This is a genomic window from Rosistilla carotiformis, from assembly GCF_007753095.1.
GTDB classification, from domain to species: domain Bacteria; phylum Planctomycetota; class Planctomycetia; order Pirellulales; family Pirellulaceae; genus Rosistilla; species Rosistilla carotiformis.
In genome coordinates this window covers 6,243,960-6,258,693 of the sequence record NZ_CP036348.1, presented here as the reverse complement: position 1 = coordinate 6,258,693, position 14,734 = coordinate 6,243,960, and the positions used below count along the sequence as shown (strand labels likewise).

Annotated in this window: 7 protein-coding genes; 2 read left to right on the top strand and 5 right to left on the bottom strand. The window is 59.0% G+C overall.

All coding sequences use genetic code 11. The annotated features are described in order from the left end of the window. Window positions 1-137 precede the first annotated feature (137 nt). From Poly24_RS22760 to hrpA, 3 genes are all read right to left on the bottom strand, one after another. Window positions 138-665, bottom strand: a complete 528-nt coding sequence (locus Poly24_RS22760) for a DinB family protein (RefSeq protein WP_145101159.1) — start codon at window positions 663-665, stop codon at window positions 138-140. Between the two features lie 255 nt (window positions 666-920). Then, window positions 921-3,062: a prolyl oligopeptidase family serine peptidase gene (locus Poly24_RS22755; RefSeq protein ID WP_145101156.1), complete on the bottom strand. Its 2,142-nt coding sequence runs from the start codon at window positions 3,060-3,062 to the stop codon at window positions 921-923. Window positions 3,063-3,306: 244 nt separating this feature from the next. After that, window positions 3,307-7,401: an ATP-dependent RNA helicase HrpA gene (gene hrpA / locus Poly24_RS22750; RefSeq protein ID WP_145101153.1), complete on the bottom strand. Its 4,095-nt coding sequence runs from the start codon at window positions 7,399-7,401 to the stop codon at window positions 3,307-3,309. Window positions 7,402-7,586: 185 nt separating this feature from the next. Here hrpA and Poly24_RS22745 point away from each other — a divergent pair, with 185 nt between their 5' ends. Next, on the top strand, window positions 7,587-10,856 hold the full coding sequence (locus tag Poly24_RS22745; protein WP_197452108.1) for an SNF2-related protein: 3,270 nt from the start codon (window positions 7,587-7,589) through the stop codon (window positions 10,854-10,856). Window positions 10,857-10,930: 74 nt separating this feature from the next. Here Poly24_RS22745 and Poly24_RS22740 read toward each other — a convergent pair whose 3' ends face one another. Beyond that, window positions 10,931-11,746, bottom strand: a complete 816-nt coding sequence (locus tag Poly24_RS22740; protein ID WP_145101147.1) for a hypothetical protein — start codon at window positions 11,744-11,746, stop codon at window positions 10,931-10,933. 184 nt (window positions 11,747-11,930) lie between these two features. Next, on the bottom strand, window positions 11,931-12,584 hold the full coding sequence (locus Poly24_RS22735) for a hypothetical protein (protein WP_145101144.1): 654 nt from the start codon (window positions 12,582-12,584) through the stop codon (window positions 11,931-11,933). Between the two features lie 325 nt (window positions 12,585-12,909). Between Poly24_RS22735 and Poly24_RS22730 the strand changes: the two genes are divergently transcribed. Then, the gene (locus Poly24_RS22730) at window positions 12,910-14,499 is read left to right on the top strand and encodes a helix-turn-helix domain-containing protein (RefSeq protein ID WP_145101141.1); all 1,590 of its coding nucleotides are present in this window, start codon (window positions 12,910-12,912) and stop codon (window positions 14,497-14,499) included. The last annotated feature ends 235 nt before the right edge of the window (window positions 14,500-14,734 follow it).

The window sequence follows — 14,734 nt, the reverse complement described above, 5'->3', positions numbered from 1 at the left end:
GGCGGGGCAATAGGGAAAGAACGGGCGGTAAGGCGGGGCCCCCTATTGAAGCAGAAATCGCCGCCCCAGCCAAGCTTTTTTGTCGCGTGGCACCTTAAAACGTGGTTTAAGGCGGCTTACGGTTCCCCTCGGGCAAGCTATGCCGGCGACATGCCCATCATTCGTCGCCAGGCGCTCAATTGCCCCATGTGCAGCATGAAGTGACCGCCGGTGTAAAAAGCATGCATTCCGCCGAGCGTTGGGAACAGCTCGCGGAGTCGCCCTTCGCCGGGGTTGGGGACCATAAACTGATCGTCGGTCGCGTTTCGCAGCGTCGTCAGCGCCGCTTGATAAACCGTGGTGAAGCGGTCGACCAGCTGATCTTTCCCGGGATAGATCAGCCCGTTGGGATCGTCTTGGCATTTAGCGGCTGGCGAAAAGAGGGCGTTCTCCGCTTCGGTCGGTTGGTATGCGGTCGCGTCTTGTCCCAGTTGTTCGACGACGCGCGGGGCGTAGATGCTCAAGTGCCCCAGGATGAATGCAGGGTGATTCGAAACGATCGGGCCCTCTTTGCCGGGAGCGAATCGAGCGAATTGATCCGCTGGTAGATCCTTCACCAGGCTGTCGGCGTAGTTGATGCCGCGGCTCAATGAATCGGCGATCATGTTTCCAATGAAGGTGCTCATATCGATAGCGTCCTTTTATTTCGTTAGCTAATTAAGAAGTTCAGTCTCAGCGAAGAGACTTTGATTCACGCGATGGGTTCGCGCAATCGATGGTCGCCTTTCGCTCCGCGAAAGTCCGGCAGTGAACCGACATTCTGCGAACGCACTTTCGCGGAGCGAAAGGCGACACTGGGCGGCCTGCTCGGCTCACCCACACAAATGAAAAATGTCTCATCGCAGCGACGGGCTGTCTATATCCCGCGTCTGTCGGTTTCGCTACTGCAGCACGCGCGTCAGGAAGGCCCACAGATCGGCGTACTGGTCGATATATTTGGTCACCGGAGTTCCCGCACCGTGGCCGGCGCGGGTTTCGATGCGGATCAGCGTTGGGTTGTCGCAGCTTTGTGCAGCTTGCAGCGCCGCGGCAAACTTGAAGCTGTGTCCTGGAACGACTCGGTCATCCCGGTCGGCAGTCGTGATCAACGTCGGCGGATAACAAGTGCCTGGTTTGATCTGATGCAGCGGTGAATAATTCAACAGCGTCTTAAACTGTTCCGGATCGTCGCTGCTGCCAAATTCGGTCACCCACGCCCAACCGATCGTGAACTTGTGGAACCGCAACATGTCCATCACGCCGACCGCAGGCAGGCAGGCACCAAACAGTTCGGGGCGCTGCGTCATCACCGCACCGACCAACAAGCCGCCGTTGCTGCCACCGCGGATCGCCAGCTTGTCGCTGTGCGTGTACTTCTGCTGGATCAGATATTCCGCCGCGGCGATGAAGTCGTCGAAGACGTTTTGCTTCTTCTCCTGCATGCCCGCTTCGTGCCAGGCGCGGCCGTATTCGCCGCCGCCTCGCAGGTTGGGAACCGCATAAATGCCGCCCCGATCCATCCAGACAGCCATCGCGGGGGAGAAGCCGGGAGTCAGCGAGATGTTAAATCCGCCGTAAGCGTACAGCAGCGTCGGGTTGCTGCCGTCGAGCTTCAGGTCGGCGCGGTGCGTGATGATCATCGGCACCCGCGTACCATCTTTGCTCTCGTAAAAGACCTGCTTGGTCACAAAACGAGATGCGTCGAAGTTCAGCTCAGGTGCTCGCCAAAGCGTGCTTTCGCCGGTCTTCAAGTCGTAGCGGAAGATGCTCGGCGGCGTGACGTAATTGGTGAAGGAGTAGAACGTCTCGGTTGCATCGCGATGGCCATGAAATCCGCTCGCCGAACCAAGCCCCGGTAGTGCGATCTGCTTAACCGCTTCGCCTTCCTTGTTGTAGACGTCGACTTGGCTGAGGGCATCTTTCATCGAAGTCGTGAAAAATTCGTCTCCCAGCAGACTGCAGTCCTCGATCACGTTCTCGTTTTGCGGGATCACTTCACGCCACTGGTCGCGGCGGGGATCATCGGCGTCGACCGCGATCACGCGTCGCCGCGGCGCGTCGTTGTCGGTCAGGAAATAGAGGATCGATTCATCGTTGCCGATCAACGAATACTCCGCGTCGAAGCCGCCGATCAATTCGGTGACCGGCAGTTTGGGATCGCCCAGCGGTTGGATGAAGATCTGATTCTGTGGCTCGCTTCCCTTCCAGTTGGTGATGATCAGATAGCGTCCATCTTCGGTCACCTCCGGCGTAAAGCCCCACTCCTTGTTGTCGGGGCGTTCGTAAACCAAGCGGTCCTCGGACTGGTCGGTTCCCAGTTCGTGGAAGTAGAGCTTTTGGTTGTAGTTGGTTCCGGTCAGTTCTTCGCCATCGGAAGGTGCGTCGTAGCGTCCGTAAAAGAAACCGCTGTTGTCGGGCATCCATGCGATCCCGCTGAACTTGACCCAGCGGACGACATCGTCGCGATCTTCGCCGCTGGCGACGTCGCGCACTCGCCACGTTCGCCAATCGCTGCCGCCATCGGCGATGCTGTAGGCCAGCAGGCTGCCGTCGTCGGTCGGCGACCATCCGGCAAGCGCCATCGTGCCATCTTCGCTCAATTTATTAGGGTCGATCAAAACTCGCCGCGGCGCATCGAGACCGTCGGCAACATACAGCAGGCTCTGATTCTGCAGCCCCGAATTGTGCGTGTAGAAGTACTTCGATTCGCGGCTCCGCGGCAGCGTAAAACGCTCGTAGTTCCAGAGTTCGGTCAAGCGATCGCGGATCGCGGTCCGCTGGGGAATCTGGTCCAAGAAGGTGCGAGTGATCTTATTTTCGGCAGCGACCCAAGCGGCCGTTTGTTCGCTCTCGGTATCCTCCAACCAACGATAGGGATCGGCGACGGGGGTGCCGTGATAATCGTCGACGATCGCGTCGCGAGCGGCTTGCGGATATTGGATCGATGGCATTTTAGGCGTGTCGTTTTGAGCGAGAGTGGTGGATGAAAGAAGCGAGAGCAGGCCAACCGCCGCGGCGATCGAAAGCGTTGAGGTGGGATGCATTTTTAATTGCCTAGCGTGAAGCGAGCGGGAGGCGTGACGCAGGGTCGGTTGCGAACGTACCGCAACGGTCGCTGCGCAAAACCGATGGATTCGCATTGCCGATTTCGGGACGCCCCAGAATAGTGCGACCGCCCGCATTTGGCAATCAACGCAAACGGGGCGCTATCCTGCGGGCGACGGCATTCCGCGTTTGAAAAGATGTTGAATCGCTGACGATTGATCGACGGATGAGAGACGGTTTGGATTACGACTTTTCCAACTTGGCACGTAACTTTTCTAACCGTTGCGGTGAGACTTTGCCGGCCGTGCCCAGCGTTTGCGCGAATAGGCTGACTCGAAGCTCTTCGATCATCCAACGGTATTCGTCCAGGACCGCGCGATCGACCGTGTACGATTCGGTACGGCGGAAGTAATCGTCCTGGAACGCGGCGACGATGTTGTGCGCGTCGCGGTCGCGATTGGCGGCAGAGCTGAGTTTTTCCAACCGAACCGCGATCGCTTTGAGGTAACGCGGGTATTGCTTCAGCGTTTCCAATCGGGTCGTCAACCAGAAGTCGTCGCGAAACAGTTCGCTCAATTGACGCTTGATGTCGTCGCGAACGTATGCCAAATGTCCGGCTTTGCAGGCTTCCATCGCCAGTCGCACTCCGTGGTAATTCTCGGCAAGCGGTCCGAGTAGCTTGGCGATGTCCTGCGTCGCCATCGCGATCCGTTCGCCACGGTTCGCGCGGCGGGCTTCGAATTCGGTTTGAGATCGAATCAACGGCTGCCGATCGACAAACGCGATGTTGGCGATCAAGTCGGCCAAGCCCTGCTTGATCGAATCGCCGGGAATGACGCGCGACAATTGGACTGCGGCTTGATCGAATCCCGGCAGCCATCGGACCTGTTTGTTGATCTCGCTACGTTCGGTCAGGGTGAACAGGCGGACGAGGCCACGCCGCATCTGATGTTCCGCCGACGCGGCGTTATCGACAAGTCGGACCGCCACCGAATCGCCTTGGTCCACGAGGGCGGGGAACAGCGTCACGCGAACGCCGCCTCGTTGTCGTTCGACTCGTTCGGGCAGGTGATCGATCGTAAAGCTCTTCAGTCCATCGACTTGCAAGACATCGTCGGGCACGTCGACCACACTCGACATCGAACCCGGTGATATCAGTTCTTCGCCAACCACCTGCTGTCGTAGATCTTGGAGATCGCGGCCTTCGCCCAGCGGCTTGCCATCGTCGTCGACGACGCGAATGTAAAATCCAACCGACTCGGGGAGCTTGTCGGGATCGAAGTCGGACGGGCTGATCGGCATTTCGGCGATCTCCGACAAACGCTTGCAGATGGCGGCCATGAACGCGGTCTGCCCCATCTCATCGTGCAACGATTCGAGTACGTTGCGGGCCGTGTCGGCTGCGGGGACTAGGTTGCGGCGGATCCGTTTGGGAAGCGCTTTGATCATCGCGATCAGTTTCGTTTCGATCAGTCCTGGGACCAGCCAACCCAAGCGATCGTCGGAGATCTGCCCCAGCAAGACCTTGGGAATCGTGACGGTCACGCCGTCGTTGTCAGCCGAGGGATCGAAGTTATATTCCAACGGAAGCGAGGTCGGTCCGACCTGCAAGTGATCGGGGAAGGCGTTCGGATCCAGCGTCTCGACGAGCCCCGGCAACAGGTCGGCGGGACGCAGGTACAACGAATCCGATTCACCCGCATCCAGTGGCTGATCCAACCAGGCGATCAGATCCGATTCGGTCTGGCACAGATCGACCCAATCGGGACGTGGATGCTGATCGGCCAGTTTCTCCAGGCTGGACCGGTCGACCACGTCACTGGGAAGCTTCGCATGGTAGAAGTGTTCGACAAGATAGTCGTCGACGATCAGATCGCGGCGACGTGTCTTGTGAGCCAGCTTGGCGATCACCTCACGCAGTTGTTGGTTGTGGGCGTAGAACTTCGCTCGCGTGACTAATTCCCCGGCGACCAAACCTTGATCGATCAACAGACGCTGTGCGGTTTCAGGATCGATCGGCGCGAGCGCTTTGCGTCGTTTGACGACGATCGGCAAACCAAACAGCGAGACGCGTTCGTAACAGAAAGCCGATTGGTCCTTGCGACTCCAGAACGGATCGGCATAGCTTCGTTTGACCAGATGTTCGGCCAGTGGTTCCAACCAGCCCGGATCGATGCGCGCCACGTTACGGACAAATCGCTTGGACGTTTCGACAAGTTCCCCGGCGACGATCCATTTCGGTTTGCTTTCGAAAACGCCCGACCCTGGCCACAGAAAGAACTCTTGATTCCCGACCCCAATGTACTGATGCTTCTCCCCCGCCATCGCCACGCCCGACAGCAACCCGGTAAGCAGCGACTGATGGATCGATGCATAAAGGTTGTCGTCGACCGTTGCTTGATCCGGTTCGCAGGCATCGGTCACGCGGACGTTTGAGAGGCCGTGTTCGCCATCGGCGCCCGCGCGTGGTCCACGGCGACGTTTGCCCGTTGAGCCGGCCAGTTGGCGTCGCAGTTCAGGAACCATCGCTTTCAGTTGACGATGGACATCGACCCATTCCCGCAATCGGTTCAGGCCCAGGAAGTTTGTTTGACAGGCGCGGGCCAGTCGATTGCGGCTGAGATCTTCTTGCAGACCGCGAAAGAACCGCCAGATCCGCAGATAGCTCAGGAAATCGCTGCGCTGATCGACGAACTTCGCGTGCGCCGCATCGGCAGCTTGCTGTTTTTCGGGCGGGCGAATTCGCGGGTCTTGAACTTCCAAAGCCGCTGCGATGACGAGCATCTCGGCCAGGCAACCGCGCTGTTCGGCTTCGATGATCATCCGTCCGACGCGCGGGTCGACGGGCAGGCTGCCCAGGATACGGCCCAGGGATGTCAGTTCCCGTCGCTCGTCGATCGCTCCGATCTCGTGCAACGTGCGGAACCCTTCGCTGATCGATTCGGGACGGGGCGCGTCGAGGAACGGAAACTCGTCGATCGATCCCAGACGCATCATCTTGGTCTGCAGGATGACCGACGCCAGGTTGGTGCGACGAATCTCCGGAGTCGTAAAGTGTTCGCGCGATTCGTAATCCGATTGGTCGTATAAACGGATACAGATACCCGGTCCGACGCGTCCACAGCGGCCGGCGCGTTGATCGGCGCTGGCGCGGCTGACCGCTTCGACCGGCAGTCGCTGGACCTTACTGCGCGGGCTGTATCGGCTGATCCGGGCCGTTCCGGTGTCGACGACGTAACGGATTCCGGGGACCGTCAGCGACGATTCGGCAACGTTGGTTGCCAGCACGATCCGCGGCTTGTTCGAACCGTGAAAGATCTTCTGCTGCTCGCTGGCGGGCAGCCGAGCGTACAGCGGCAGGATGTCGGTCCGATTTTCGAGCCCTTGGCGGCGCAGGTGTCCGCCCAGATGGCGAGCGACTTCGCGGATGTCCCGTTCGGTGGGCAGGAAGACCAGCGTGTCGCCGACGCCATGCGCCCACGCTTCATCGACTCCGGCCGCCACGTGCGCGGCGATCCCCTGGCCGCGATCGTCGCCGTTTTCGGACGATTGGTAATCGGGAAGGTATTGGATGTCGACCGGATAGCTGCGTCCTTCGACGTTGACGATCGGGGCCGGCCCCTGTTCGTCGCGGAAGTGGTTGGCAAACCGGTCGGCGTCGATCGTCGCACTTGTGATAATCAGCCGCAGGTCGGAACGCTTCTGCAGCAGCCGGCTGAAGATCCCCAGCAGGAAATCGATATTCAGTGACCGCTCGTGTGCTTCGTCCAAGATGATCGCGTCGTATTGGTCCAGGAAGCGATCGCTTTGCGTTTCGGCCAACAGGATTCCGTCGGTCATCAATTTGATCAGCGATGTCGGCGCTGTCTGGTCGGCGAAGCGGATCTTGTAGCCGACCAATTGGCCGACCGAAGTTCCCATCTCCTCTGCGACCCGGCTGGCGATCGAACGGGCGGCGATTCGCCGCGGTTGAGTGTGCCCGATCATTCCGCTGCGGCCGAGTCCGGCATCCAGGCACATCTTCGGCAACTGGGTGCTCTTGCCGCTGCCGGTTTCGCCACACACGATCACGACCGGGCGCGTGCGGATCAGTTCGGTGATCGTCTCGCGCTGGGATGAAACGGGCAGTTCTTCGGGATAGTTGATTTGTGGAATCGATGCGGCCCGCAGATCGGCCAACGCCACCGACTCTTCGAGTTGTTGGCGGAACCGTTCGATGCGTTGAGGATCGTCGCTGGCATGGCTCAATTGCCGCAGTTCACGCTGTAAACGGAAACGGTCGCTGCGCATCGCCTGGGCGATTCGTTGGTCGATGGCGGAGGTGTCGGGTGCTGGCATGAAATGTTAGCGGGAGTGTGCTTCGGTCGCGAAACGGGCTGCGATATGATACGACAACACGGGGTATTCGAAAGTTCACTTGCGACGCAGATCAAAGCATGGAAGCAATTTTTTCTCGACGTTGTCAATCGGAATTCAATCGAGGCGATCGACAGAGGGGCGATGAGTATCAGGCGGACGGTGCGGTGAACATCTTGGATCTGGGGACGCTTGGAGTGCGGGCGGTTGTCAGCGGAACGGAACACGATTACGGGGTTCTGATCGATTTCGAAGACGTCAGTGACAATGTGTTGTTCGCCATGTGCACCTGCCCAAGATTCGCCTCAGGTTACCTGTGCAAGCACCTTTGGGCAACGATCTTGGAACTCGATCGCGTCCAAGACAATCGACTCCGCGGCCACGGACCGATCGAAATTTGCGAATCGGACATGGAGGATTTCGAGGTCGGCGAGCCGTTGGAGGTCGCGGATTACCAACCGACGCTGCCGCCTCCGACGACGCAGCGTGGGAAACCGGCACCGGGTTGGATGAAGCAACTGCAGGTCGCCGCGCAGATCGCATCGGTCAAAGCCCCTGCTGCCGTGGTCCCGCAGCATCCCGTGGTAACCGGGCAACGGATCCGTCACGAATTCCTGATCAGTCTTGCCGACCAAGCGAATGCGTCGAGCATCGATTTGCATTTGATGCGGTCGACGCAAGATCCGCAGGGGCGGTGGAGCGAGCCGCTGCCAGCGCGGATATCGCGAGCGGAGACGGCGCTGCTGCATGACCCGGCGGAGCAACGGATCTTTGCGATGTTGCAATGGGAGAACGACTTCCAATCCGCCGCCGTTCATCGCAGAGGGGGAGCGACACGGTTTCGCATCCATCCCCATCTGCTGAGCGAGACGCTTGCCGAGCTGTGTGAATCGCAGCGACTGGCTTGGACGCACGACATCGCGTCGACGAAAAAAACGCGAACCCCGATCGTTCAGGCAACCGGGACCGCTTGGGATTTTGTCGTCGCACTCGATCCGATCGACTCCCCCGCGGCGAAGCCAAAGGGGAATCGGGGGCGGGAAGCCGCGACATCGATGTTGGCGGTGATGCCCCGTTTAGAACGCGTCGCGGGCGAGGCGACCGAGCGTCGCGAGATCGGTTGCGTTATGGCGGTCTGCGATTCGGGAGCCCTGTTGATGGACGATTGCATCGCCGCGATCGATCCCCAAGTGGCGTCGTGGGTTCGTGGTTGGCAACGGATCGGCGAACTGCAGCTGGCCGCCGATGAGATGGGAACCTTTTTAGAGACCTTCTTTTCGGCACCCGAGCCGCCACGCTTGGAACTTGCCAAATCGCTGGACGTGTCGCAGGTGCAGGGAAAGCCGCAGCCTAAGTTGACGCTTTCGTCCCCCGACGACGAACATGGAGCCTATCAATGGGTGGCTGAGGTTACGATGCTCTATGGAGACCGGGAACTTCAGGCCGATGATCCCATCAAGGTTGTCTGGGATGAAGCGGCTCGGGTGCTGTTGGTTCGCGATGCGGCCGCGGAACTCGCAGCGCTCCAGACATTAAAAGAGTGTGATTTTCGCGAACACTCGCCACGGTTCCGGCACTTCGAGCTGCGGATTTCGCGATGGTCGCTTGTTCCGGCCGTGCTCAAGCTGACCGGACGCGGTTGGTTGGTCGTTGCTGAAGGGCAGCGGATGCGTTCGCCCGGAGGATGCACGATCGAGGTGGCCAGCGGCGAAGACTGGTTCGACCTGAAGGCATGCGTCGATTTCGACGGCATGGAAGTCGCGTTGCCAGCGTTGTTGAAGGCCCTCAAGCGAAAGGAAACGTTTGTTGTCTTGGACGACGGCAGCCACGGCATCCTGCCCGAGCAATGGCTGAATCAATTGCAGCAGCTGTCGCAGGCGGGCCAGATCGAAGGAGAGAGCGTTCGCTACCGTCGCAATCAAGCGCTGCTGTTGGAACTGTTGCTGGCAGAACAGGAAAATGTGAAAACGGACCGGTCGTTCAACGCATGGTGCGAACGGATGCGTTCGTTTTCGGGAATCAAGCCGGCCGTGGAGCCTCGCGGTTTCCAGGGCACATTGCGCGCGTACCAGAAGGACGGTTTGGGGTGGTTTCATTTCTTGCGCGACTTTGAATTCGGCGGTTGCCTGGCCGACGACATGGGCTTGGGGAAGACGATTCAGGTGTTGGCGCTGCTGCAATCGCGAAGGCTAGCGCGTCCCAAGGCTGGGCGAACGAAGAAGCCTTCGCTGGTGGTCGTCCCCAAAAGTTTGATCTTCAATTGGATCGCCGAAGCGGAAAAATTTGCCCCGCGGTTGAAGGTCGTCGACTACACCGGAAACCAACGCGCCGCGCTGGTCGATCGATTGGAATCGGCGGATCTGGTGTTAACGACTTATGGAACGCTGCGTCGCGACATCGAACAGATTAGGTCGCTGCAGTACGATTACGCGATCCTCGACGAGGCCCAAGCGATCAAGAATCCGAACAGCCAGTCGGCCAAGGCGGCGCGGTTGATCGACGCCGAGCATCGTTTGGCGATGACCGGGACGCCGGTGGAGAATCATTTGGGTGACCTATGGTCGCTGTTGGATTTTTTGAATCCGGGCATGTTGGGACAGTTGTCGGTCTCTCAATTTTCCGGTCCCGATGTGAGCAGCGAGCGGCTGGTGGGGTTGAGCAATGCGCTGCAGCCATTCATCTTGCGGCGCACCAAAGAGCAAGTGTTAACGGAGTTGCCCGAGAAGAGCGAGCAGACGTTGTATTGCACGATGACAGGCAAGCAGCGGAAGCTGTATGACGAATTGCGCAACCATTACCGCCAGCAACTCAGCGGCAAGGTGAAGGAACTGGGGATCAAGCGATCCAAGATTCATGTGCTCGAAGCGCTGCTGCGACTTCGACAGACGGCATGCGATCCACGATTGGTCGATGCCAAGCAGGGACCGGCCGGCGCGAAGATCGCTCGACTGATGGAACAGCTGCAAGAAGTCACCGCCGAAGGGCACAAGGCACTTGTCTTCTCTCAGTTCACGAGCCTGCTGTCCTTCGTGCGGAAAGAATTGGATCAGCAGGGAATCGTCTACGAATACCTCGATGGCAAGACGACCAAACGGAACGAACGCGTTGCGCGATTCCAAAGTGATCCGGATTGTCCTGTCTTCCTGATCAGTTTGAAAGCAGGGGGGCACGGATTGAATCTGACGGCTGCCGACTATGTCTACATCCTTGACCCCTGGTGGAATCCAGCGGTCGAAGCGCAAGCGATCGACCGCGCCCATCGGATGGGACAGTCGAAACCGGTGATGGCATATCGCTTGATTTGCCGCGACACCGTCGAAGAAAAGATCGTTCACTTGCAGGAGAGCAAACGTGAATTGGCCGATGCGATTATCTCAGCCGATCGCAGCTTGATCAGCCAGCTGTCGATGGACGACCTGCAAATGTTGTTTAGCTGAATCCCGCCGCGTCCGGTGAAGGACGCGACGGCGCGGATCGATCGACGTCCGCAGCGAGCATGATTTTGCAATCGCTATCGAACCGCCAGCGGCCCCGATTCCGAACGGGGATGCTGTTCGTCGATGAAGACCAATTGATCGCCCGATTCGGCAACCCATAATTCCGTCGTTTCACCCGATTGAACTTGGGGCGTGGCGATTGCCGGTTGGTGGTCGCGGCCTGGCAGCTTCAATTCGACTTGATAGTCGTAGGCTTGTCCAGTCGCGTCGACAGGGATTCGATAGCGTCGCAAGGCGCCGCGGGCGGTCATCTTGGTCCCCAGCAGATAGATTTCCGCGTCGGCGGGGACGTCGCGAAGCACCAAAAAGGCATGCTTGGGGGCTGAAGCAGCAATCCGCGCGTGGGACGGTTGTCCCGTTCGGCTTTGCGTTGTGCTTGGATATGTGTGGTGGTGGCGATGCTCTTGAGGAGAACCTTCGAGAATCGAATCGCCATCGTCCCCAAACTCAGGCACGATCACTTCGCGCGGGAACGAATCTTCGGAAGCCGGGATCGGTTCAGGGGTGACATAGGTCGGTTGATGAATGACTTCGTTGGCCGGCATCACCCATCCGCCGGCAGATCCCGCGCTGGCGTACGATCCGCCGCTGCCGCCGGTGCTGCCAAACGAAGCGCCATGGTTGACCACGCGGGTGCAGGGAGGGGGACAACAGCGAACCACAGGGGTGCCGCAACTGCCATACGATCCACCCCACGAGGCCGATCGGCTGACGCCACATCGTGACATTCGTTTCTTACACAGCCGTCCGCGGGCCGATGCCTCTTCAGCGACCCAAGCAAAGATCACGCATAGTGCGGCGACAAAAATCAGCTGCGATCGAACCGGCATGCGATTCTCCTTCGATAGTCTTGAAATACTACGAACACTCCCCATTTGCCCTGGACACCCCAAAGTGTATAGGGCTTGCCACTCGTCACGCAAGCAAGTGGGGGAGAGAAAAATCGGTAGCTGCCCTGCCACCCATCGCCAGTTCATCCGACCGGCGAACGAATCGAAAACTTCTCGGCGAAGCCTATTGTTTCGCCAGTGCACTGGCGCGCGGGGGCGTCGCACTGCTGCTCGCGTCGGTGGTGTTTTGAACCAGCGTCCAACGCGACCCGGCGAGCAGATCGAGCGATTCCCAACGGAGGTTCTTGGCGAAGAAGATCGAGGCCAGGTTGGCTCCGTTAACTTCCGATTTGCCCCATTTGGTCAGAATCAACAGGCTGCGGATGTCGACCTGGCCAGTCAGCATGTCACCGTTGTTCAAAACGACGGTCGTGACATCCGTGACCGATCGCGACAAACGAATTCCTAGCACTTCGGCCAATGGGATCGAAGCGGGGCCAAAGGCAGTCTGCAGTTTCAGGTCACCAATGTCCAACAGTTCTCCGTTGAGCACACGGTCGTCTTCGATCAATTCGATGACAATATTCAATGCGCTATCGTCTTCGGCCGGCACCGGAATCGGTTCGATGACGGGAGCTTCTACAGGGATCTCCTGTTCCAGGACCGAACTCTCCTGTTTGGGCTCGGGGGTGGGAGCCACAGGCAGTTCCACTTCCGCCGCGCGTGTGGGAGTTCCTTCCAGGCGTTGAATAGGGGCCGCTGCCGGCTCCTCCTGAGCTACCAAGACCGGACAAATCAGAACCAGAGCAATAAAAGCAACGATACGTCGAATGTTCACTGGCAGTGCCTCGAAAGAGAATAGGAGGATGAGGTTCAGTTGCAGACGATAACGTTGCCGAACAGCCGTGTCAAACAGGGGGCTTTGGCGAAAATGTGATGCCAGGCTGCTCTTGGGGGATGCGATCCAAGGGCTCCTTCTGTCGCAATTCCACGGTCTGTCAACCGCCCCAAGATCGCGGATTGGTGGGGGATGCCTAGCGGCCCGATAGTCTGTTTCCTGCGAGACGATTGTTTGAAATGCGGGGGGCCTGCGATTAAGCTGGGAGGTGCGGGCGGATGCCCGAAAATCAACTCTTATTAATGACCTGGAGTCAGTCCTCGCCATGGCCAACCAATTCGTTCCGCTCGAAGAAGCTGCAAAGCTACTTGGGATCTCATCCGAGCAGCTTGTGGCAATGCGTTCCGACGGCGCGATTCGTGCGTTTAAGGATGGGTCGAGTTGGAAGTTCCCGCAGGCGGAGATCGATCGTCTGCTGGCCGATCAGCAACTCGATGCATCCGCCGACGATTCGTCGACTCAACTGTTTGGCAGCGACCTGCAGATCGAGCCGATGTTCGATGCGAACCTTGAACTCGGCAGCGATCTGTCGGCCCTTAGCAATCTGGGAGACTCCAGCGGCAGCGAGATTCAAGAGCTGGGTTCGGTAGGCGATAGCGACGACGAACTCTTCTTGGCGAGTGATACCAGCGGCCCCAAGTCGGAGCAGATCTTTGCCAACGACGATTCCGCGGTGGCTAGCGACGACGACCTTTCGCTTAGCAGCGGTTCGGCGAGCGAGCTGGATGTCTTGCAGATCGCCGACTCCAACGAGGATCTGGGCGGTGGACTGGGCGACAGCGACGTGGATCTGAGCCTGGATTTGGGATTGGCCGAAGACGATCCCTCCGACGCGGCGAACATCGATCTGTCGCTTTCGGAAAAAGCGTTGAGTGATCCGAGTGACATCGATCTGTCGCTCTCGGAAAAGGCGTTGAGCGATCCGAGTGACATCGATCTGTCACTCTCGGAAAAGGCGTTAAGCGATCCGAGTGACATCGATCTGTCGTTGCCCGAACCGACGACCGGGGGAAGTGATTTGGGCTTGGCCGATGAAGCGCTCAGCGATCTCGGCAGCGACCTGAATCTTGCCGATGGGTCGGACGTGTTGGCGGGATCCGATCTCGCATCTCCAGGCTCGGGGCCCGAATCGGTTTTCGCCGAAGACGATGACGATGATGACGACCTGGTGATCAGCGACGACGATGACCTTGTCCTAGACAGCGCGGGGAGCGATATCTCGGTTGTCGGCGGCAGTGGGATCAATCTAATGAAGCCTGCGGACAGCGGGCTGTCGCTGGAAAGCGAACCGTTGGACCTGGCTGGTTCGAGCATCTCCGCGATCGATCTGTCCAGCGAGCTATCGGATGCCGCATCCGGTTCGGGCTCGGGACGCGGCCCTGGCAGCAGTGGATCGCTTGTCGATTTTAAAGCCGACGAAGAGTTCCAGCTTTCGCCCGGAGGTATCGGGCTGGAAGCCGATGACGATAGCGCTTCGCAAGTCATTGAGGTCGAAGACTCGAATTCCTTTGGCGACGCCATGGATTTGGGTGGCGACGGTGGCTGGGACCAGACCGATGCCGTCGAAGTAGCGGAAGAAGCCGATCTGGTCGCTGACGAAGACGACGGGATGGCGGTCGACGAACATGCGATCGTCGCACGCGCACCGACCGCGGAGGCCAGTGGCGTCCCCAGCTACGAAGTGCCGTTCTCGATTTGGAACGTGATGTCGTTGTTCGGGATATTGATCATGTTAACCGCTGGCGGCGTGATCTCCGCCGATCTGATGCGGAATCTGTGGTCCGATGGTGGAAGTGCCGCCGATGTGAGTTCGCTGACCGGAGCGATTCTAAAGGCGATGGGCATGGATAATTGATCGCTGGCGGCAGCGATCGCGTTGCCGCCACCGATCGATATTCGAGCTCGCTGTTTTCTTGACTTCGCACAGCGCCGGTGATACGCTGGCTCGGTTGATTGAGTGTCCGTTGCGCGTTGGGCTATGTGTGTTCCCACGCCGTTTGCTCAATGTCGACGCCCCGCCTGCATGGGCTCCTGCCCCACGCTACCTCACCGGCAACTCACGCGGTGATGGATCGGCCATCGTTCGTCGG

Coding starts and splice junctions, on each gene's coding strand:
- Poly24_RS22755 (WP_145101156.1), bottom strand. CDS start 3,062: ATGCATCCCACCTCAACGCTTTCGATCGCCGCGGCGGTTGGCCTGCTC.
- Poly24_RS22730 (WP_145101141.1), top strand. CDS start 12,910: ATGGCCAACCAATTCGTTCCGCTCGAAGAAGCTGCAAAGCTACTTGGG.
- hrpA (WP_145101153.1), bottom strand. CDS start 7,401: ATGCCAGCACCCGACACCTCCGCCATCGACCAACGAATCGCCCAGGCG.
- Poly24_RS22760 (WP_145101159.1), bottom strand. CDS start 665: ATGAGCACCTTCATTGGAAACATGATCGCCGATTCATTGAGCCGCGGC.
- Poly24_RS22740 (WP_145101147.1), bottom strand. CDS start 11,746: ATGCCGGTTCGATCGCAGCTGATTTTTGTCGCCGCACTATGCGTGATC.